This window comes from Ruegeria sp. C6, from assembly GCF_056537625.1.
This window is the reverse complement of the sequence record NZ_JBQFRW010000003.1, coordinates 237,337-257,609: the sequence shown is the minus strand read 5'-3', so window position 1 is coordinate 257,609 and position 20,273 is coordinate 237,337. Positions and strand designations below refer to the sequence as shown.

At 57.8% G+C, this 20,273-nt stretch carries 23 protein-coding genes and 1 other RNA gene; 9 read left to right on the top strand and 15 right to left on the bottom strand.

The features are described 5' to 3' along the window. Nucleotides 1-13 precede the first annotated feature (13 nt). From ACR0MJ_RS12800 to ACR0MJ_RS12755, 10 genes are all read right to left on the bottom strand, one after another. Entirely contained in the window at nt 14-1,600 is a 1,587-nt protein-coding gene (locus tag ACR0MJ_RS12800; RefSeq protein ID WP_480761228.1) for an ABC transporter substrate-binding protein, read from the bottom strand. 334 nt (nt 1,601-1,934) lie between these two features. Beyond that, nucleotides 1,935-3,038, bottom strand: coding sequence for a glycerate kinase type-2 family protein (locus ACR0MJ_RS12795; RefSeq protein WP_480761227.1), 1,104 nt, complete (start codon nt 3,036-3,038; stop codon nt 1,935-1,937). Further along, nucleotides 3,038-3,475 carry a D-aminoacyl-tRNA deacylase gene (gene dtd / locus ACR0MJ_RS12790; RefSeq protein ID WP_480761225.1) on the bottom strand — a complete coding sequence of 146 codons (438 nt, stop codon included), beginning with the start codon at nt 3,473-3,475 and terminating at the stop codon, nt 3,038-3,040. The genes ACR0MJ_RS12795 and dtd overlap by 1 nt, the downstream gene beginning before the upstream one ends. A gap of 22 nt (nt 3,476-3,497) precedes the next feature. Then, the gene (locus ACR0MJ_RS12785) at nt 3,498-4,166 is read right to left on the bottom strand and encodes a nitroreductase (protein ID WP_480591941.1); all 669 of its coding nucleotides are present in this window, start codon (nt 4,164-4,166) and stop codon (nt 3,498-3,500) included. A gap of 63 nt (nt 4,167-4,229) precedes the next feature. Beyond that, a complete protein-coding gene (locus ACR0MJ_RS12780) occupies nt 4,230-5,321 on the bottom strand; it encodes a TFIIB-type zinc finger domain-containing protein (RefSeq protein WP_170392249.1) in 1,092 nt (363 codons plus the stop codon). A 35-nt stretch (nt 5,322-5,356) separates the two neighbouring features. After that, nucleotides 5,357-6,505, bottom strand: coding sequence for an SPFH domain-containing protein (locus ACR0MJ_RS12775; RefSeq protein WP_170609449.1), 1,149 nt, complete (start codon nt 6,503-6,505; stop codon nt 5,357-5,359). 22 nt (nt 6,506-6,527) lie between these two features. After that, the gene (locus ACR0MJ_RS12770) at nt 6,528-7,499 is read right to left on the bottom strand and encodes a DUF2927 domain-containing protein (protein ID WP_170609448.1); all 972 of its coding nucleotides are present in this window, start codon (nt 7,497-7,499) and stop codon (nt 6,528-6,530) included. Then, nucleotides 7,499-8,689 (bottom strand): toxic anion resistance protein, encoded by a 1,191-nt coding sequence (locus ACR0MJ_RS12765; RefSeq protein WP_480761223.1) that lies wholly within the window; start codon nt 8,687-8,689, stop codon nt 7,499-7,501. Before ACR0MJ_RS12765 ends, ACR0MJ_RS12770 begins: the two co-directional genes overlap by 1 nt. Nucleotides 8,690-8,718: 29 nt before the next feature. Next, nucleotides 8,719-9,633 (bottom strand): 5-bromo-4-chloroindolyl phosphate hydrolysis family protein, encoded by a 915-nt coding sequence (locus ACR0MJ_RS12760; RefSeq protein WP_170401630.1) that lies wholly within the window; start codon nt 9,631-9,633, stop codon nt 8,719-8,721. A gap of 175 nt (nt 9,634-9,808) precedes the next feature. Next, entirely contained in the window at nt 9,809-10,687 is an 879-nt protein-coding gene (locus ACR0MJ_RS12755) for a pseudouridine synthase (RefSeq protein ID WP_170401625.1), read from the bottom strand. Between ACR0MJ_RS12755 and ACR0MJ_RS12750 the strand changes: the two genes are divergently transcribed. Continuing rightward, the gene (locus tag ACR0MJ_RS12750; protein ID WP_170594657.1) at nt 10,686-11,138 is read left to right on the top strand and encodes a nucleoside deaminase; all 453 of its coding nucleotides are present in this window, start codon (nt 10,686-10,688) and stop codon (nt 11,136-11,138) included. The genes ACR0MJ_RS12755 and ACR0MJ_RS12750 overlap by 2 nt on opposite strands. On the opposite strand, the gene ACR0MJ_RS12745 is transcribed toward ACR0MJ_RS12750, so the two are convergent. Next, on the bottom strand, nt 11,135-12,301 hold the full coding sequence (locus ACR0MJ_RS12745; RefSeq protein ID WP_170563974.1) for a M24 family metallopeptidase: 1,167 nt from the start codon (nt 12,299-12,301) through the stop codon (nt 11,135-11,137). The genes ACR0MJ_RS12750 and ACR0MJ_RS12745 overlap by 4 nt on opposite strands. After that, on the bottom strand, nt 12,301-12,993 hold the full coding sequence (locus ACR0MJ_RS12740; protein WP_170392232.1) for a metal-dependent hydrolase: 693 nt from the start codon (nt 12,991-12,993) through the stop codon (nt 12,301-12,303). Before ACR0MJ_RS12740 ends, ACR0MJ_RS12745 begins: the two co-directional genes overlap by 1 nt. A 57-nt stretch (nt 12,994-13,050) precedes the next feature. On the opposite strand from ACR0MJ_RS12740, the gene ACR0MJ_RS12735 reads away from it, so the two are divergent. After that, a complete protein-coding gene (locus ACR0MJ_RS12735; RefSeq protein WP_480761221.1) occupies nt 13,051-13,734 on the top strand; it encodes a ceramidase domain-containing protein in 684 nt (227 codons plus the stop codon). A 30-nt stretch (nt 13,735-13,764) separates the two neighbouring features. Here the strand turns inward: ACR0MJ_RS12735 and ACR0MJ_RS12730 are convergent, their stop codons facing one another. Together ACR0MJ_RS12730 and ACR0MJ_RS12725 are read right to left on the bottom strand one after the other, a co-directional pair. Next, complete coding sequence (locus tag ACR0MJ_RS12730; protein ID WP_170392228.1) at nt 13,765-14,328, bottom strand: DUF4202 domain-containing protein; 564 nt, start codon at nt 14,326-14,328, stop codon at nt 13,765-13,767. A 154-nt stretch (nt 14,329-14,482) separates the two neighbouring features. Continuing rightward, nucleotides 14,483-14,641: a hypothetical protein gene (locus ACR0MJ_RS12725; protein ID WP_170401611.1), complete on the bottom strand. Its 159-nt coding sequence runs from the start codon at nt 14,639-14,641 to the stop codon at nt 14,483-14,485. Nucleotides 14,642-14,865: 224 nt separating this feature from the next. On the opposite strand from ACR0MJ_RS12725, the gene gatC reads away from it, so the two are divergent. From gatC to rnpB, 5 genes are all read left to right on the top strand, one after another. Next, nucleotides 14,866-15,153 (top strand): Asp-tRNA(Asn)/Glu-tRNA(Gln) amidotransferase subunit GatC, encoded by a 288-nt coding sequence (gatC, locus tag ACR0MJ_RS12720; RefSeq protein ID WP_170392224.1) that lies wholly within the window; start codon nt 14,866-14,868, stop codon nt 15,151-15,153. 3 nt (nt 15,154-15,156) lie between these two features. Beyond that, nucleotides 15,157-16,644, top strand: a complete 1,488-nt coding sequence (gene gatA / locus ACR0MJ_RS12715) for an Asp-tRNA(Asn)/Glu-tRNA(Gln) amidotransferase subunit GatA (RefSeq protein WP_170420710.1) — start codon at nt 15,157-15,159, stop codon at nt 16,642-16,644. A gap of 41 nt (nt 16,645-16,685) precedes the next feature. After that, the gene (locus tag ACR0MJ_RS12710; RefSeq protein WP_170625239.1) at nt 16,686-17,390 is read left to right on the top strand and encodes an excalibur calcium-binding domain-containing protein; all 705 of its coding nucleotides are present in this window, start codon (nt 16,686-16,688) and stop codon (nt 17,388-17,390) included. Next, on the top strand, nt 17,374-18,045 hold the full coding sequence (locus ACR0MJ_RS12705; protein ID WP_255611736.1) for an N-acetylmuramoyl-L-alanine amidase: 672 nt from the start codon (nt 17,374-17,376) through the stop codon (nt 18,043-18,045). The genes ACR0MJ_RS12710 and ACR0MJ_RS12705 overlap by 17 nt, the downstream gene beginning before the upstream one ends. A gap of 124 nt (nt 18,046-18,169) precedes the next feature. After that, nucleotides 18,170-18,563: RNase P RNA component class A (gene rnpB / locus ACR0MJ_RS12700), an RNA gene on the top strand. 6 nt (nt 18,564-18,569) lie between these two features. On the opposite strand, the gene ACR0MJ_RS12695 is transcribed toward rnpB, so the two are convergent. Further along, on the bottom strand, nt 18,570-18,902 hold the full coding sequence (locus tag ACR0MJ_RS12695; RefSeq protein WP_170392216.1) for a GYD domain-containing protein: 333 nt from the start codon (nt 18,900-18,902) through the stop codon (nt 18,570-18,572). Nucleotides 18,903-19,282: 380 nt separating this feature from the next. On the opposite strand from ACR0MJ_RS12695, the gene rpmG reads away from it, so the two are divergent. Both rpmG and ACR0MJ_RS12685 read left to right on the top strand, forming a co-directional pair. Further along, complete coding sequence (rpmG, locus tag ACR0MJ_RS12690) at nt 19,283-19,450, top strand: 50S ribosomal protein L33 (RefSeq protein WP_010441901.1); 168 nt, start codon at nt 19,283-19,285, stop codon at nt 19,448-19,450. A gap of 207 nt (nt 19,451-19,657) precedes the next feature. Continuing rightward, on the top strand, nt 19,658-20,164 hold the full coding sequence (locus ACR0MJ_RS12685; RefSeq protein ID WP_170392214.1) for a membrane lipoprotein lipid attachment site-containing protein: 507 nt from the start codon (nt 19,658-19,660) through the stop codon (nt 20,162-20,164). Nucleotides 20,165-20,273 lie beyond the last annotated feature (109 nt).

Sequence of the window (20,273 nt, the reverse complement as noted above, 5' to 3'; positions counted from 1 at the left end):
TCCGTAGCCCGTTTTAGACGAACCACATTTTGCGGGATATGTTGCCGTTCATCATCTCTTGCGTCGGGTCAGATTCCCATCCATCCAGCTGGTTGCTGACGCCTTCAACAAAGTCGTTGAACATCGGGCAGATCAGGCCGCCTTCGTTGCGTACCATTTGACCCATCTGGCTATAGATGGCTTTGCGTTTCTCAGGGTCGAGTTCCGCCTTTGCTGCAAACAATAAGTCGTCAAACGCCTGAACCTTAAACCTCGTGTCATTCCAGTCTGCGGTCGACAGATATGCAGTCGAGTACATCTGGTCCTGAACCGGGCGGCCGCCCCAATAAGACGCACAGAAGGGTTGAACGTTCCAAACCTCGGACCAGTAGCCATCATTGGGCTCACGCTTGATTTCAAGCGGAATTCCAGCCTGTGCTGCAGTCTGCTGGAACAGAGCAGCAGCATCTACAGCACCTGGGAACGCACCATCGGCAACGCGCAAAATAATCGGAGAGCCATCATGTCCAGATTTCTTATAGTGCTCTGCAGCCTTTTCAACGCTGAACTCGCGCTGTTCGATGGTTTCATCAAACAATGGATAGGCTGAATTGATCGGCATATCATTCCCGATCGAGCCATAGCCGCGCAGAACTTTGTCAACCAATTCCGCGCGGTTGATGGCGTACTTCAGTGCGGTGCGCAGTTCATTGTTATCAAACGGAGCCGTGTCGCAATGCATGATGAAGACATAGTGACCGCGACCAGCGGTTGAATGCACCGTCAGGTTAGGCGCACGGCCCAACAGGTCGGCAACTTTGGGTTCAACGCGGTTGACGGCGTGGACCTGTCCGGACTGCAGTGCAGCGGTCCGTGCCGTCGCATCGTTGATCACAACAACTTCTACGCTGTCAAAATTGCCGAAATCGCTGTTCCAGTGGTTTTCGTTCTTGGTGAACAAGTGGCGGACGCCGGGTTCGTCCACTTCTAGTTTGTACGGGCCGGTGCCGATACCTGCCGCCGGATTATCCATGCCGCCATCGGGCTGAATGATGAGGTGATAGTCGGCCATCAGATACGGCAGGTCGGCGTTCGGCTCGGTCAGTGTGACCTGGAAATTGTCTCCATCGGCCTTCATCGACTCGATGCCTTTCATGATGCCCAAGGCACCTGATTTGGAATCCTCGTTCGAGTGGCGCTGCATAGTTTTCAGCACGTCTTCGCTGGTCATGGTCTTGCCGTTGTGGAACTCAACCCCTTGACGCAGCTTGAACGTCCAAACTTTCGCGTCTGCACTTCCTTCGACGCTTTCAGCCAGGCGCGGTTCGATGGTTCCGTCGGGCGCCACTTCGACCAGTTGGTCGCCGAACTGCTTGCCGTTCTGGAACGGGACTGAGCTTGCGTAGGTTGCCGGATCAAGTGAGTTGGTTGATTCACCACCCTGCAAACCGAATTTCAGATCGCCGCCCTTTTTCGGACCAGCGGCACGTGCGGCATCGGCAAACATAGTGCTTGCCATTGCGGCCGAGACACCCAGTGCCGCTGCTTTACCAATGAATTCACGGCGGGTCAGCTTTCCAGCTGTGACCTGCTTTGACATGTGAGTGAGTTGTTCGTTCATCCAGATTTCTCCCAGTTGATAGGATGTTCAGCCCGTTGGTGGGCTTTTTATTGACGCATGAGTCAACTTAGGTGCAATTCAGGGCAGCGGGCAAGTGCAAATCTCTTGAAATAATGGGGAGGTTCCGCCTTTGATCGCGCCAGATGATCTTGTTATGAGCCTTTGGAAATCCAAAACCCCTTATTCCTAACTACTTACTCTGACCTGAACAAATTATCCGATAGTTGCCTGGTCAGTTTTGCATGAACTTTCGTTCCACAGATCAAACGCCATTCCGGCCTTTAAGTGATTCTATCTGGTGGGTTTTTCGGATGGGCGGAGTCAGGGTCTAGGATCAGTTTTTTATTGCAACAATCAGATCCATTACGTTTGTTCCTGTGGGTCCCGTGACCAACAGCGCCCCCGCCTTGTCGAGGAAACTGCCGCTATCTGCATTGTCCAGATACGCTTGCGCCTTATCAGACCAAGTGTCACCGGTAACGATGGCGCCTGCTGCATCTGTTGGCCCGTCGGTGCCATCTGTTCCTCCGACGATGACGGTCAAATCAGATTGCCCTGCGATTTCGCGCGCAAGTGCCAGAGCAAGGGCCTGATTACGCCCACCGCGCCCTGGCGCATCAGGTAGGACCACGGTTGGTTCGCCGCCAAATACCATGGCGCCCTTGGGCATATTTCGCAGCCGATCTCCTAATTTAGCTGCAACCGAGAGATAGTCATCGTGCATCGCTTCTTCGTTGTCGAGGACCTTGATGCCTGAGTTCTCAGCCGCAAATGCTGCGGCGTCGCGCGCGTGTGCATTTGATGCGATTATAGCGGTGTGGGCAGAAAACTCCGGTTCGTCGGGCAATGACCCGATACCGGAGCCAATAACACCCAGATCATCACCCGGGACGTCCGAGATCGCCAGAACGATCACGCTTTTCCCCGAGAATGCCGACAACAAACCGCCACCCTTGATCCGGGACAGCTTGCGCCGTTCCGTGTTCATTGCACCGATGTCGAGACCTTCACTCAGCAGTCTTTGGTTGAGGGCCTCAAGATCATCCAATGTCGTACCGGCCTCGAGGTCCTCGGCAAGCGAAGAAGCCCCTCCCGAAACTAGCAGAAGCAGCTTGCTGTCGGGTTTCATCGCCTCAACCGTTTCGCGCAATGCCTGCCCACCCTTCAGACTGCGGGCATCGGGAACCGGGTGTGCAGCTTCAATCACCACAATATGCTTAGGCAGGTCGTGGCCATGGCCATCCTTGGTAACCACCAGAGTGGGCACTGGGCCAAACCGTTCGACGGCGGCACGGGCCATGGCCCCTGCGGCTTTTCCAACGGCCAATATCTGATCTGGGGCTTCGATCGCCTGAGTGGCCTCCAGCGTTGCGCGATATCCATCAACCGCCGCCACACCTGCGCGCCAAATGTCCTGTGCCTTTTGCGAACTCTGCATCAGCTTTCCATCCAAATTGTGACTGGTCCGTCATTGACCAACTCTACCGCCATGTCAGCTCCGAACGCACCTGTCTCAACCGGAATGCCCCGCGATGAAAGGTTGTGTACAAACGCCTCGTAGAGGTGTTCGCCCTCAGCCGCCGGGGCGGCCCCGGAAAACCCAGGCCTGTTTCCACGCGATGTGTCAGCTGCCAAGGTGAACTGGCTGACCACCAGGGCCGAGCCCTCAATGTCCAATATCGACCGGTTCATCTTTCCCGCGTCGTCCTTGAAGATACGGAGCTTTGCGATCTTTTCAGCCAATTGATCAGCTTGTGTCTCTCCATCCCCCTGCATCGCACAAACCAGAATCATCAATCCGGGGCCCGATCGCCCGATGACTGTTCTATCGACTTTGACCGAGGCACTGGAAATTCTTTGAAGTAAGGCGCGCATCTGCAGGTCCTGTATTCTATTGCTATTCGTGCCAATCGATCACTTCATCCAGCGCGGCACGTTCCGTTCTGAACGCGTTCGCCGGGTGATCCATATCCGCATATCCGAACGAAATCGCGCACAGAATCAAGCGATCTTCTGATATCCCGAAATAACGGTGAAGAAATGCGCCATGTGCCGCTACCGCTGCCTGCGGGATACAAGCCACACCCAGGGCCTGCGCCGCCAGTGAAAATGCGGTCACGAAGCCACCACAATCCATCGCGCCGTAAGGGCCCAGTTCAGCCGGGCTGGACAGTATGGCGCAATGTGGGGCGCCGAACAGAGCATAGTTTTCCATCATCTGTTGCGCCGAAGCCCTGCGATCACCTTTTTCGATACCAACCGCTTTGTAGAGGGCCCAGCCACAGGCGCGACGGCGCTCTTGATAAACACCGGAGTAGCCGGTTGGAAAGGGTAGGTCCGGAGTAGGCGCAACGTGCGAAGCTTCGTGTTGCAACGCGTCCCGAAACTGGTCTGTCTCGGCCCCGCTGGTGATGACGACCTGCCAGGGTTGCGCGTTGCACCAGCTTGGAACACGCGCAGCACTGGCGACGATCTGTTCAATCTGTTCGCGCGGCACCAGGTCCGTGCGAAAGGCACGGCAAGAAAAACGATCGGCCAAGAGCGCGTTCAGAGCGTCAAGGTGCAATTCAACATCTCCTTTCAGGCATGCCGAGGAGTAGGTTCCATGAGCGTGCTCTGCTTATCAGCGTTATTGCTGTCCAGTTGCCACCAGATACCCGACGCCGGCCGCAACGAGAAGGCCCAGAACCACGGCGATCGTAATCTTGATTGCGGACCAGGGACGCTCACCCTGAACGCGGCCGGTCCGGCCATTGACCACAAAACGATAGGTCTGGCCGCGGTATTTGTAGGCCGCCATCCAAACCGGCAAGAGGATGTGTTTGAATGTGACATCTCGCACTTCGGTGTCGACAGCGTGAATGCGCTGACGATCGCCTCCGATATCAAACCGCACGTCACGCTCGATCACCCGTGCCATATGTGCGCGGGCCTCTTGATAACCTTCTCGCAGTTCGACCGTGTAAGCCTCGGCGCGGAAACCGGCCAGATATTCCGGCTGGTATGGCTCAAGCGCAGGCAGGTCCCATGGCTCCAGCGCATCGGTATAGGATTTGGGCAGCGATTGTGATGCCAACACCAGAACATCGTCAAAGAACCGTGCAACCCGTCCGGATTTTGGCGTCCAGCGCACTTTGGGAACCTGTTGCTGCACGCGCTTTCCATCGCGCATGACGGTTCGGGTTTCGTAATACACCACACCGCGTTCCCCACGATAGCTCGACTTGGTATCAGCGTCGAAGGTCCAATACGGGACATAAATGCCCTGCATCTTGCGTCCCTTTCGGGCGTATTCCTTCAACCCGTTGGGTGCAAACCACAGTCGGCCCAGCCAATCCCCCATTGCCTTGTGGGCCGAGCGTTCATCCAGTGCAAACGGCAACACTCCGCGGGGTTTGATATGGCGGCTAACGCCTGTATCGGTCACTACCGGAGTGGCACAGAACGGGCACTCCGCAGCATGGGTGTTCGGATCAAACTCAACCTGAGCCGCGCAGTTCGGACAGGTCAGAACACGGGTTTCTTCAATCTCGCTGTCAGGCAAGCGATCCGCGATGGCGGCGTCGAAATCCAGCTCTCGCAGACTCGCACCACCCCATGGGCCAGCACCGATCGTTCTGGTGTTGCCACAATGATCGCAGGTCAGCGTTCCGTCACCGGGATTGAACCGATAATCCGCCCCGCATTGGTCACAGGGGAAACGGTGTTCGTCTTTCGCCATGACAGAACCTCGAAATCAGGTTACCAAATGTCAGATCACGCGCCCGGAGGCGGCGGCGGTAAAATCGTGAACAGCTGCGCCAACTCCTGCACGTCGCCTGCCTTCTTCCAGCCGTCCTGTCCGGCGGTCCAAACGTGGGTCTCGCGCGTGATTTCACCATCGGTTGCCATACGACCCATCTTGGCCTTGGAGAACGGCCCGCTGGTCTGGCCATCCACCGCGATATGCCACACGTGCTCGACGGGTGGCGGGGGTGGCGGTGCCGCAGGCGCTGCGGCTTGCGGGGCAGCGGGGGCGGAACCGCCCCAAGGGCCGCTCGGCTGACCCGCTGCCATGTTTGACATCTGCTGCGCCATCGCCATGCCCATTCCCATGCCAAGACCTGCGCCCATGCCGCCACCCTGACCGGGGTTGCTTGCAGCTGCCGTCATCGCTTCGGCTGCGGAATACTGCGTGAACTTGCCCAGATCGCCCGCCAACCCCATCGATGTGCGCTTGTCCAGCGCGGCCTCGACCGCTGGTGGCAGCGAGATGTTCTCGATGTAGAACTCGGGCATGCTCAAACCATACCCGTCCAGCACCGGTGACACCTCGGCGGCAATCAGTTTGCCCAGATCGGCAGTGTTCGCCGCCATATCGAGAACTGGAATGCCCGAGCCTGCGATGACGCGGCTGAATTCCTGCACGATGATGTTTCTGATCTGAAAGCTGATCTCGTCCATGGTGAATTCACCATCGGTGCCTACGATCTCTACTAGGAATTTCGCCGGGTCCTTGACCCGCACTGTATAGGTGCCGAAGGCCCGGATGCGTGTTGGCCCAAACTCGGGATCGCGCAGCATGATCGGGTTCTTGGTGCCCCATTTCAGGTCATTGAAACGGGTCGTGTTGACGAAATAGATCTCGGACTTGAACGGAGACTGAAAGCCGTGATCCCAATGCTGCAGCGTCGTCATGATCGGCATGTTGTTTGTCTCAAGCATGTAGAGACCTGGGGTGAAGACATCCGCCAACTGACCCTCATGCACAAAGACCGCCGCTTGACCTTCGCGCACGGTCAGCTTGGCGCCGTATTTGATCTCGTGTCCTTCACGCTCGAACCGCCAGACCATGGTGTCGCGCGTATCGTCGACCCAGTGGATGACATCTATGAATTCACCGGTCAGAAAATCAAAAATTCCCATTGGATTTCTCCTGTCTTCGGGGTCAGAGCGACTGCCCCATCAATTCGCGTGCAATGATACGGACCACTGGCCGCGCTTCGTCAGCTGTCATGCCTGGCTTGAGGCGCGGGTCGTATAGAATGGTTAGTAGTTTTTCATCATGGCTTGTGAGCAGGGCGAACTCGTCGTCATCGTTGAAGATTGATGGCCGGGCAGACGGGCTGTCATTCGGCAGCCCCAATCCCTGAGCGATCTCTTCGTGGACGCAGCTCAGGCGCACCAGATCGGGATGTTCCGCCCGGATCAGGGCAACAGCCCGGGTATATGTCTGTGGCGCGCTGTTCGACGCCGAAGCGAATACAAAGCAATAGAAAGAGCGCGGCAGTTTGTCGAAGAGGTCAAGTTGTGCCTGCCCTATGCCCGGGATCAGTTGTCGCAGCCGGGCTTGCACATAAGCGGTATCATCTTCACCCGCCACGAAGACGTGGAAATTTGCATTCCGGGTGGTGGTTGAGACCGGGTGTCCAGTGAGCCGCGACAAGCGGTTGGCGTAGGCGTCAATTCGGGCGGCCTCTTGCTGGCGGACTTCAGGTGCAACCGATGGACCAAACTCGGGCTTTATGCGAACCGGCGACGACCAGCGACTAAGCTGTCGGCTGGTGCGACTGCTGCCGCTGGCAACGGCTTGCCCCGGATATTCATTATAAAACGCTATGGTCTCAAAGTTCCGAGCCAGATCATCGGCATCATAGGGCGTATCAGGGCCACCGCCATCGGTTCTCAGCAACCCGCGCGTCAGCAAGTTGTTTTGTACGCTTTCATAGTATCGCGCGAGATCAAGGCTCGCTGGTGAGGGCGCTTGATATGCATTGCTCAGGCCTTGCGGCTGGGCAGGTTGAGGTTCAGGAGCGATCGTCGTCGTCAATGCCTCATCGCAGCCAGCAAATGCCAGCAGCGACAAGCCCAATACTGCAATCTTAGCGCGATGAAATGGCCGCACGCCCGCTGTTTCCATTATCCGGGAACAGCCGTTCCGGCATTGTCGCCGATCCCGTCCTGTCGCGCCTTGGCCGAGGCGAGCGTGTCGCGCAATTCGGCCTCCATCTTCTTCAGTTCTTCCTCGGCTGCGGCGCGTTTGGCCTTGCCTTCGTCTGCAATGGCGAGGCTTTCGTTGATGGTGCCGATCAGGTCTGCATTGGCTTGTTTGACGGCTTCGATATCGAAGACGCCACGCTCCATCTCTTCGCGGATCATTTTGTTGGATTCGCGCAAGTTGGCGGCGTTCGAGGTCAGCAATTCATTGGTCAGATCATTGGCATCACGTACGGCAGCGGCGGCCTCGGCACTGCGCTGTATGGTGACAGCTTGTGCCAGCTGGGTTTCCCAGAGCGGTACTGTGTTGACGAGGGTCGAGTTGATCTTGGTCACCAGCGACTTGTCATTTTCCTGCACCAGACGGATGGAGGGCAGCGATTGCATCGTCACCTGACGGGTAAGCTTCAGGTCGTGGACCCGGCGTTCCAGATCATCGCGCGCAGCACGCAAGTCGCGCAATTCCTGCGCTTTCATCACCTGTTGGTCTTCGGGCGCGGCCTGAACTTCGGCCTCTTTTTCAGGAATGTCGTGGCTGTCCAGTTCGGTCAGCTTCTCCTCTCCCGCTGCGATGTACAGTGCGAGTTCGTCGTAGAACTCCAGCGTTTTTTCGTACAGCAGATCCAAAGACTTGATATCTTTCAGCAGTGTATGCTCATGCCCCAGAAGATCATCAGTGATCCGGTCGATCTGGCTTTGAACGTCTTCATACTGCGCTGTGAACTTGGCAAAGGGTGCAGCGCGGCCCAGCAGTTTTTCCCACCAACTACGTTCGCGACGCACATCCAGTTCGCTGACTGAAAACCCCCGGATCGTTGTTACGATGTTGCGAAGGCTGTCGCCCGCCGGGCCCACATCCTTATTGCGTACATCGGCCAGCATGGCCTGACTGATCTCCTGCAGTTCCGCCTGTGCGGATGATCCGAACGAGACGATCGAGTTTGTGTCGCCCATATCGATCTCACCCATCCGCTTGCGGATTTCAGCGCCAACCGGTTCGTCGGCCTCTTCCAGCGGGACAATCTCGGCCTGCGGCTCGGGGAGGGCGACCGCGGTGACTTCCTGCACCAGCGTTTCAGTCTCGACTGCCTTGTTCTTGATCTCATCGGACATGGGGTAATCCTCGCTTACATAAAAGCCGGTCAGTCCAACCGGACGCCTTCGCGCTGCAGCCGGTCGCGCAGCACATCAATTTCAACCGTCAGATCACTGCGGTCATCCAATAGCATCTTTCGCGTCCGCGCCGCGAAATTCTGTTCCAAATCGTCCAGCAGAGCCGAATAATCCGCCAGCGCCTGCGCATCGCGGGTACGGGCATAAACGTCCGAAAACTTCACCGTCGCATCGCGCGCGCCCTGCAAATAAACAGTTAGATATTTCCGGGCACCAGCCAGATCGCGCGGGTCTTCCTCGACCGTGCGAAACAGATCGCGGGCTGTATCCTGAAAGCGTTCGACCCGCGCTTCGATCCGGCGGTCACCTGCGCGTTTTATTGCATCTGTCATTTGGGTCAGATGGGTTTCGGCGTCCTCGACCACGCGTGCGACACGGTCCTGCTGGAAGGTGTCGACACCCTCCATTCCTTTGTCCTTCATTGGATCGAGGCCGAAGGAAACCGAATGTAGAACCGTTGCAGCGGCGCCAAACAGGATGGGGGCCAGCAGGCTTACCTGTGATGCTGTTTCGGCGTCCAGAAATTCGGTCCGGTATGAGGCTAGCGCCGCCCCCAAACCGGTCAGAACGCTGGAAAATATCTTGCGGGGAAACGCAGGTCTGCGTGCGGTGCGGCGGGCGTTGTAAGCGGATTCGGCCCTTAAACCTTCGCGCAGCAGAAACGCGGCAGCGGTCAGTAGCCCTGCCGCAACCAGGCCTATGGTCATTCCGATCGCGCCATCGTTCAGAGACAGAAACACCAGTGGTATCGCCGGGACAAACAGGATGTTCGCGCGTGCACCTGCCGGTTCGACACGGGCACCATCGAATTGGCCACGCGATGGCTGATCCTGCGAGGAAACATCGCCTTCTGGGCTGAATTTGCCGCCGTACCGTTTGGCCATTTCGCTACAGGCCCCCCAACAGACCGGTGCAGACGCCGAACAACAGCACCAACAGGGCCGCATAGGCCAATTTTTGTACTCCGGTCCCGGACATGGCGCCCCCCAACTGTGACCATCAGGGAAAATTTAGGCGATACGAGGGCTTGGCGCTAGGGGGAAGGTTGAATAACCCGCGTCACTTGCGAGGTTTCTTGCCGATTGCTGGTCTTTTGCGCTGCGGTCGAGCAGGGCGTTTGGCCGGGGGTATTCCGCTATCCTCAGCATCCAGCCCCAGTTGGTCGCGCATGACACGGCGGCGGATTTCTTCAACCTCGCCGGGTTTCAGGTTGCCCAGTTGGAATGGGCCGTAAGAAACCCGCAAAAGCCTGTTCACCACATAACCGATATCTTCGATAGCGCGGCGGATTTCGCGATTCTTGCCTTCGCGCAGGCCGATGGTCAGCCAAGCGTTCGCGCCCTGTTGCCGGTCCAGTGTCACGGTCATGGGCTGAAACCGCTCACCATCGATTACCAGGCCTTTGCGCAGCGGTTCGAAATCTTCGTCTTTGGGGCGTCCATTTACCCGCACCCGGTATTTGCGTAGCCATCCAGTTGAGGGCAGTTCCAGCTTGCGCTTGATGCCGCCATCATTAGTCAGCAGCAGCAATCCTTCCGAGTTCAGATCGAGTCGCCCGACGCTCATGACCCGGGGCATATCCTCGGGCAGGTCGTCAAAAATCGTCTTGCGGCCTTTTTCGTCACGCGCCGTCGTCACCAGTCCCGGTGGCTTGTGATAGAGCCACAGGCGTGATGGCTCGGGCTCGGATACTGGTTTACCATCGACGGTAATCCTGTCCTTGGCGGTTACGTTCAGCGCAGGGCTGTTGATCGCCTTGCCATTCACGGTCACACGTCCGGCTTCGATCATGCGTTCAGCTTCGCGGCGCGAGGCGACACCGGCGCGGGCCAGCACTTTGGCGATCCGGTCGCCGGGAGGAGGGGTATTGGTCATCCTCCGGCCATAACCCATCCCGGCGGCTTGCGAAAGACGGGTTTCTGAGGCAGTCAGAGGCATGAAGTTCAGATCCCACATGAAACAGGCGCTGGAACAGGCACAGGCGGCAGCAGACCGAGGTGAAGTGCCGGTCGGCGCGGTGATCGTCGCGCCCGACGGGCAGGTGGTGGCCGCAGATGGGAACCGCACCCGCGAGTTGAATGACCCCACTGCCCATGCTGAGATTCTGGCTCTGCGCGCCGCATGTACCGCGGCCGGGTCCGAGCGTTTACCCGATCATGACCTTTACGTAACCCTTGAGCCTTGTGCCATGTGCGCCGCAGCGCTGGCCGCAGCCCGCATCCGGCGCATCTACTACGGCGCTTCCGATCCGAAATCTGGCGGTGTCGCGCATGGCGCGCGCGTGTTTTCACACCCACAGGCCCACCATCGACCCGAGGTCTATGACGGCATTGCCGCCGAAGAGGCTGCCGCGCTGCTGAAACGCTTCTTCGCGACGCAGCGCGGTTAAGTTTTTACGACCATCTCACGTGGGATATCAGCCAGAGGCTTGCCCCCATCTGACGTCACCACAAAGCTTTCGGTAATCGCCAGTCCCCAGTCTGGGGTCCAGAGGCCGGGCATTAGGTGAAAGGTCATATTCTCTTGCAATTCCGTCGTGTCACCGGGTCGCAGGCTCATGGTGCGCTCGCCCCAGTCGGGCGGATAGCTGAGCCCGATGGGATAGCCGGTGCGGTTGGCTTTGACATACCCCGCGCGGGCGAAACTGTCATAGACACAAGCCGCGACCTCTTCGCAGGTGATGCCAGGGCGTGCGGCGGTCATTGTGTCGTCGATAGCGGTTAGAACGGCGGCTTCGGCCCGGCGGATATCATCCGGGGGATCACCCAGAAACAGGCTGCGACTGGCGGGGCAGTGATAGCGTCGATAGCAGCCGGAGATTTCGAAATAGGTCGCCTCATCCCGCGCCAGAGGTCGGTCGTTCCAAGTAATGTGCGAAGCAGAAGCCTCACGACCGGAGGGTGCAATCGGCACGATAGCAGGGTAATCTCCGGCTAGGCCGGGCAGTCCGGCGATGCCTGCCGCCTGCACTTCGGCGACAAGTTGGTTTTTGGGCATTCCTTCCTGATATGCGTCACGCAGAACACCGTGCATATGTGCGGTCAGCTGACCCGCCTTGCGCATCATTACGATCTCGGCATCGCTTTTTACGGCGCGCTTCCAATTCACAAGCCCTGTGGCATCAATCAATGCACCGAAGGCGCGTTCGAGGATGCGGTGACTGGCGGCTGAGTAATAATAGTTATCCATCTCCACGCCGATACCAGAGGTCCAGCCGCGATCCCGCAACGCAAGGACGAGCGCGTCGACCGGATGGTGGTCCGGGTGTTGCACATGCTCTTCGGGCCAGTCCAGCAGGTCCCTCGGGTCCAGCCAGGTGGTCTGCGCGGCCCCCGCTTTGTCCTGCGTTCTGCCCCACCAAAGGGGCGATCCGCTGGCGGGCAGGATGACCATCTGCGGTACGTAAAAGCTCCAACCGTCATAACCGGTGAGCCACGCCATGTTCGATGGGTCCGTGATCAACAAGGTCTCGATACCCTGTTGATCCATCGCAGAACGGGTCTTGTGAATGCGGTCAGCGTATTCCTGCGCGCTGAAATCCGACGCGGGCATCAGAGAGAAATCGCCTGCATGACCTCGGGCTCGATTACATCGACACCGGGTAACCCGTCAGCCAATTCCTGAGCCGATTGCGCGAGAATCGGAAAGGTCTTGTAATGGCACGGGATCACTGTCTTGAAATTGAAATACCGCTTGGCAGCATAGGCAGTGCCCTTCATGTCCATGGTAAAGTGGCCGCCTGCCGAAAGGATGCCGATATCGGGTTTGTAATAATCACCCATCCACTCCATGTCGGCCATAATGTCGGTATCGCCAGAGAAATAGAGCATACGGTCCTCGGACGCGATCATATAGCCGACCTCGGTTCCACCCGTACGCAGACCATCAGGCGTCGAGAAGGTCGAGCTGTGCGAGGCAGGCACCATCGTTAATTTGACACCGTTTAGGTCAACAGTGCCACCTTTGTTGAATCCGACCGTTTCAATACCTTCAGCCTCGGCCCAGTAGCCCATCAGGTCGTATTGCCCGACCACGGGCACGTTTAGATGTTTGGCCAGCGGCAGCACATCGACGACATGATCGAAATGAGTATGAGTCAGCAGGATATGCGTCGCGCCCGCAACGGCTGCGTCATGCTGATCTTCGGGCAAAGACGGGTTGCCCGTCAGCCAGGGATCGATCAATAGGACTTGTCCTGCTGTTTCGATGCGAAAGCTGCCATGTCCCAGCCAAATGATATCCATAGAGAATCCTCCCATTTTCTGCTTGGAGTTAGCCTAGCATCGGCTATGTAAAAATCTATGGATTGGACGCAGTATGTTGATGGATATTGTGAGCGGCTCTCGCCCGCGTATTGGGCCGAGCCGATAAACGCGATTACCAATGCGGCCTTTCTTATTGCTGCATTTGTGATGTGGCAAAGGGCGCGCGGGCAGGGCGCACCGTTGGCGATGGCTTTGGTTGTCATATTGGCGATGATCGGAATTGGCAGCTATCTGTTCCATACCCATGCGCAGGTTTGGGCGGCGATCTTGGATGTGACGCCAATTCTGCTGTACATCCTCGTCTACATCTACGCGGTGAATCGCGATGTCTGGCGGCTGAGCAACAGATACGCGCTGGGTTTGACCGCGATGTTCTTTCCGTACGTGGCGCTGACGATCCCGCTATTCCAGTTGGTGCCTAGGCTTGGTGGCTCGGCGGCATACGCCCCAGTCCCTCTATTGATTCTGATTTATGCGGTCCTGTTGCGCCGGAAAGCCCCGGACACTGCGCGTGGGCTGACAATAGGAGCAACTGTCCTGATCACCTCGATCACCTTTCGATCACTGGACACTCCAATTTGCGGGTATCTGCCAACGGGGACGCATTTTATGTGGCACATTCTGAATGCAGTTATGCTGGGCTGGATGATTGAGGTTTATCTGCGGGCGATCCGAAATCCACCTGCCGGAGCTGCGGTGGCTGCAGGATCAGGGCATTGATCAGAACCAACTAAGCATCTTCCTGATTGGTTAGTCCCTGAACGCAGCAGCCAAAGCCTCGGGCAGATCAAATTCAGCCAATACGCGCGCGCGGCCTTCGGCTGACATCTTGAAAGCCGTTTTTTCAACAATGCGCTGGATTTTTTCGGCGGAGTGCTTGGCGGCAAAAGGTTCAAAGTACCATTTCAGAAAAACGAAACAGATCACGTCCTCAAGCGCCTGTACCTCGGCATTGCGCTTGATCCCCTGTTTGCGCAGCATTTGCCCGACGGCTTCTATATCGTCCGCACCATATTCAGCCTGTTCCATGAATCCTTGCACAACGTCAGCGTGATATACGCCTTGCGCCTTCCTCCAGGCCAGATACCCTGCACGTCCTTCGGGGTATTCAGTGCGCTTTAGCTTCCAGCGTTCGACATGCTGACCACGTGCGGCGATCTGTAAAGCATCCGACGCATCGGGAAATAGCCGATCCAGCTCTGCGCTCATGCGTTGGCCATAAAGCAGCTCGACCGGCTGGCCGTCCTCCATATTAGGGTCTTGCGCATTTGCTGCGTCAATTGCGTCCAGAACGGTTTGCTTGCGTGTGCTCATTCTCTGCTCCGTTAGCTCGCCTGAACTGCACCTGACGGGTGGTTCGGCGTTTGGTCCAAGACCATGCTAACGAGTTGTTGGAATGGGTGCAGCAGTCAATTGTAAAAAGCGCCGGATCGGGAGGGGGCGTACCGATCCGGCGCGCAGGTCAGGGTTATTTGCCTGCCTGGGTGTGGTCCCTCGTCACGGGCTCCGAAACAGGCGCGGGGAAGCTAAGGTTTCGGGTCAGATTGTTCATATCGATACCCAAAGCCAGGGCGGGCGAGGTCAGAACCAGAGCGGACAATATGAAGGCGGGAAGAAGGGTTTTCATGAGGTGTCTCCGATTTCTCGTTGCGTCACGATATTGAGGTGAACTGTTCGGTTCATTTTTTCAATGGCAAAACTGAACTAATCGGTTTACTTATTTGCATATCAGCCATTCAAATATGCATGGCAGCTGGCGATATTGGGTTTGAATCCGCGTCTGCCGCCTGTCGCTCTTGCGAGTGTTGCGGCAGGCAGGTAAACGCCCCCTAACGTAGATGAGGGTTTCCGATGTCGATTGACCAAAGCACCGCCGCCAAGGTGGCCAAACTGGCCCGGATCAAGGTCGAGGATGATGCGCTGCCTGCGCTGGCGTCCGAGTTCAACAATATCCTCGGGTTTATCGAGCAACTGAACGAAGTGGATGTCGAAGGCGTCGAGCCGATGGTCTCGGTCGAGCCGATGCGCCTGAAGCGTCGTCAGGACGTGGTCACCGATGGAAACCAGCAGGACAAGGTCCTATCCAACGCCCCCGATGCGCGCGAAGGGTTCTTCGCTGTTCCAAAAGTTGTGGAGTAAGTCATGAGCGAACTGAACAAATTGGGTCTGGCCGAGGCCCGCGACGCGCTGCGTGCCAAAGATGTCACATCCGTTGAACTGACCGAGGCTTGCCTCAAGGCGATTGACGACGCCGACGCGCTCAACGCCTTTGTCCACAAAACGCCCGAGATCGCGCTGGAGCGCGCCAAGGCGGCGGATGAGCGGATCAAAGGCGGTGACGCGCCTTCGATGTGCGGTCTGCCGATCGGCATCAAGGACCTGTTTTGCACTAAGGGCGTGCCCTCGCAAGCGGCCTCGAAAATTCTCGAGGGGTTCAAGCCCGAATACGAATCCACCGTGTCGCAACAATTGGCGGATGCTGGTGCTGTGATGCTGGGCAAGCTGAACATGGACGAGTTCGCGATGGGTTCGTCTAATGAAACATCCGTTTACGGCAATGCGGTCAGCCCGTGGCGGCGCGGCAATGACGATGCACAGCTGACACCCGGCGGCTCGTCCGGTGGCTCAGCCTCGGCTGTCTCGGCTGACCTGTGTCTGGCCGCGACCGGTACCGATACCGGCGGTTCGATCCGCCAGCCTGCTGCTTTTGTCGGTATCACCGGCATCAAGCCAACCTATGGTCGTTGCTCGCGCTGGGGCATTGTGGCCTTCGCCTCTTCTCTGGATCAGGCCGGTCCGATGACCAAGAACGTCCGAGACGCAGCGATCATGCTGGAAACCATGTGCGGTCATGACCCCAAGGATTCCACCAGCGCCGAGCTGGCCGTGCCAAATTTCGAGGCGATGCTGACCGGCGATATCAAAGGCAAGAAAATCGGTATCCCAAAGGAATACCGCATGGACGGCATGCCTGCCGAGATTGAAAAGCTTTGGGCCGATGGCACCGCTATGCTGAAAGACGCAGGCGCCGAAATCGTAGATATCTCGCTGCCGCATACCAAATACGCGCTGCCTGCCTATTACGTGATTGCTCCTGCCGAGGCGTCGTCGAACCTCGCCCGCTATGACGGTGTCCGGTATGGCCGCCGAGCGCAGTTGGCTCAAGGCGATGGCATCACCGAGATGTACGAAAAGACCCGTGCCGAAGGCTTCGGTCATGAGGTCCAGCGCCGGGTGATGATCGGCACCTACGTGCTGTCTGCAGGCTTCTATGACGCCTACTACAACCGCGCTCGCAAGGTCCGCACCCTGATCAAGAAGGACTTCGAAGATGTCTTTGCCGCAGGCGTTGATGCGATCCTGACCCCGGCAACGCCGTCGGCCTCGTTCGGTCTGGGCGAGATGACCGAGGCTGATCCTGTTCAGATGTACCTGAACGATGTGTTCACCGTGACAGTGAACCTCGCTGGCCTGCCCGGTATTTCGGTTCCTGCTGGTCTGGACAAACAGGGCCTTCCGTTGGGTCTGCAGCTGATCGGCCGTCCGTGGGAAGAAGGCGATCTGCTCAACACCGCCTACGCGCTAGAGAGCGCGGCTGGGTTTGTGGCCAAGCCCGGAAAATGGTGGTAATCCTCAAACCTGACACGGCAATAAAGAACCGGAGCAGTCAAATGCGCAAATTGCTTCTGATCCCGGCCCTTGGGCTGATCGCGGCATGTGATACCGTTACCCCTGTTTCGGGTACCGGTTTCAATACGCCGGAATATCAGGCGCAGCGCGAGGCCGAACTGGCCGGGCAGGGTCTGGCCGGTAATCCGCTTGCGCCACCCGAGGCGGTTTCCGAACAGCCGCTCTCGGCGCAGGGGGCTGTTGGTGCCGTACCAACAGGCGACGCCTCTGACATCGCCAACCAGACGGCCATTGCCTTGGCGAATACGTCGGGTCAAGAGACGCGCGTCGCGCCTCTGACTGCAACAAACAACCCAAGTATCTCTGATGAGCAGGATTTTGAGGCTGTCTCAAACCGTCGCAGTATCGATGCCGACGCCGCTCGTATCGAACAGAATCGGCAGTCTTACGAGGTCGTCGCCCCTACTGCCGTGCCCGAGCGTGGTTCTGACGGGCAACCCAATATCGTGCAATACGCCCTGAGCACTTCGAACCCCATCGGTACCCAGTTGTACAGCCGAGCCGGATTTAACCTGCAGGCCAAGGCACAGCGCAACTGCGCTCAGTTCGCCTCTCCTGATCAGGCGCAGATTGAGTTTCTGTCGAATGGAGGCCCCCAGCGTGACCGCAAAGGGCTGGATCCGGATGGCGACGGTTACGCCTGCGGCTGGGACCCCAGCCCGTTCCGCAGTGCCATCAACAACTAAGCTCTCCCCCATCTGGCACCCATCGCCCAATTTCGGCCCCCGTCGGGATGGGCTGTCACCCAAGCTGATCGTGCTGCACTACACCGCAATGGAGAGCGCTGCTGCCGCGCTTGAACGTCTCTGCGATCCGGGTCCCGAGGTCTCCGCCCACTACCTGATCGGTCGTGACGGTGCGCTATGGCAGCTTGTCCGAGAGGAAGATCGCGCTTGGCACGCCGGGGCAGGGGAGTGGCAAGGGCAAGCCGACATAAACTCCCGCTCGATCGGGATCGAGCTGGACAATGGCGGAGATCACCCGTTTGCCGAACCCCAAATGCGTGTATTGGAACAGCTTTTGCCCGAACTCATGCAGCGTTGGACCATCGCGCCAGAGGGTGTGATCGGGCATTCCGACATGGCACCGGGCCGCAAGTCCGACCCCGGCCCCCGGTTCGACTGGCAAAGGTTGGAACACCAGCGCCTTGCCGCTCGGCGTGGTACTGCCCTCGAACCGAACGTCAACTTCCGCGAGCTGGCGCAGAACCGGGGCTACACAGCGACAAGCGACGAGAAGACGCTCCTAAATTCCACACGCCTGCGCTATCGCCCGTGGGCCTCAGGCCCCTTGCACCTCGATGATCTCATAGCCCTCTGTCCGCTCCCAAAATCGACCTGATCCGCCCTTCATCTGGCCAAAAATATCTCGGGGATGAATTGGCCGTAGGCCAAGAAGGGGCTGGCCCCTTCACCACCCCAACCCCTCTTGACGCCATCACGCACAGAGCCTACCCAACCCACGCGCGGAGGGCCGGATGGCCGCTGGGGTCGTTAGGCCCGAGAGGAAAGTCCGGACTCCACAAGGCAACGGTGCCGGGTAACGCCCGGGCGGGGAAACCCGACGGAAAGCGCCACAGAAATCAGACCGCCACACACGTGTGGCAAGGGTGAAACGGTGGGGTAAGAGCCCACCGCGCCGCTGGCAACAGTGGCGGCACGGCAAGCCCCACCGGGAGCAATGCCGAATAGGGTCCCCGCGCGGGCCGGTCGGTGCAAACCGATACCGCCGCTAGGCACGCCTTGGCCGAGAGGGACCGGGTTGGCAGCTCGAGCCGCGCAGCAATGCACGGCCTAGAGGAATGGTCATCGAAGGGGGCAACCCTGGAACAGGATCCGGCTTACAGGCCCTCCGCGCATCTCCTGTTACCCGCCCGGAGGTGTGTAGGTGCCGCCAAGTGCTGCAGCTTTTTCGGCGACGGCAACAAATTCCTGCGCCGACCATGCGCGAACGGTCTCGATCCTCGAAACCGCACCCGTGCCCGCGACGGCCATGCCAATTGCCACAGCATCACTGCCTTCAGGCAGTTCGCTGATAACGACGACATCATTGCCTCCAGTGGTTATATAAAATGAGATCAGTCTGCCGCCTGCTTTCTCAAGCAAGGCCTTGACGGGACCGGTGCGATCTTCCGGTTTTGCCAACATTCCTTTGACCCCATCTTGCGAATAAGACGCATAGGTAATGAAAACAGGCATATTTCTCTCCCTTGGTTGCAGTTTATTCGGAGCGCTAAATGCGGCCGACTCCTTGGCCGTGTCGCGTGCAGGATTGCGCGCAAACCGGAAAAGACCCGGCCAAATAGACAGCCGGGCGTTGCTATAGTTGTGAGCGGTGTTGTCTGCCGGAATTTACATCCAGCCCGGTATTACCTAAGTCCGCAAAACGGGCTTCGAAGGTTCCGGCGACACTATCACAGAATCGTGAGCGTTCCAAATCGACTGCTCTTGAAGCCGTGTCAGGAATTGTTCCCCCAACGCGGCGAATCCGGTTGACTTGGGCGCATGAGCGGTTAAAAGCGCACGCTCATAAGGATTCAACCGAAAGGCCCCTGCCTTTTCGGACGCAGGAGATAACCATGGCGAAGCCGACGACAATCAAGATCCGTCTGAACTCGACCGCGGGCACGGGCCACTTCTACGTGACCAAGAAGAACGCGCGCACCATGACCGAGAAAATGACCATTCGTAAATACGATCCGGTCGCTCGGAAGCATGTCGAGTACAAAGAAGGCAAGATCAAGTAATCTGCCCTCTGACATACTTTTTGAAGAAGGACTCTGCCATGCAGGGTCCTTTTTTGTATTGTTTTGGGGTATCTCTTGGTCGGCCTAAACCAAGCAGGGGCGTTGCAGGGGCGCATCAGAGGTTTGGGTGTTCTGAATCTCAGCGGCTTGCTTTTTCTAATCCCCTGCCGCTACGCTTCAGCAACCCTTTCCAAAATGTTGACCGCCATGAAAAAAATCTTGTTGCCCGCTCTTGCTGTTCTGACATTGTCAGCCTGCGAAGACCCCTTTAACCGCGAAGGTGTTGGTTTCACCGGGATTGATGGTGAACCGCGCACAGTGTCGGATGTGAAAGGCGCCGTAGCCTTTTTGCCGCCAGAAACCAACATCCCGGCGGAACTGGCCAAGCTACCAACGGTCCAGGTTACATCGGACAAAGCCGAGCTTGAAAAGATCGCGGGTGTCGCAATCGATAATGGCGGTCGCTCAGATGCGAATTCAGTTCAGCTCACTGGCAGTGATACCAATCTGTACCTGAGCAATGTCAGTGTAAACGGTCAGTTGTTCGGTGTCCTGCGTACGGAAAACAACTCCACCAAAGTTGATACATCGGTGGGCTCGGCCTTTGGCGCTCAAACGGAACGCTTTACCGGATGCTTGCCCGCAGGTGATGTATACCGCAAGGGTTCGTCCGAGCGCAGTTCGGGTTTTGCAGTGCCGCTGAACTGCCGTTAATTTAGCTTACACAATCTAAGTAAAAGCCCCCGCCATTGGCGGGGGCTTTCTAGTTTCAGTGTTTCTGCAAGTCTTACGAGGCACTGAACAAGGGCTCAAACCCAGCACC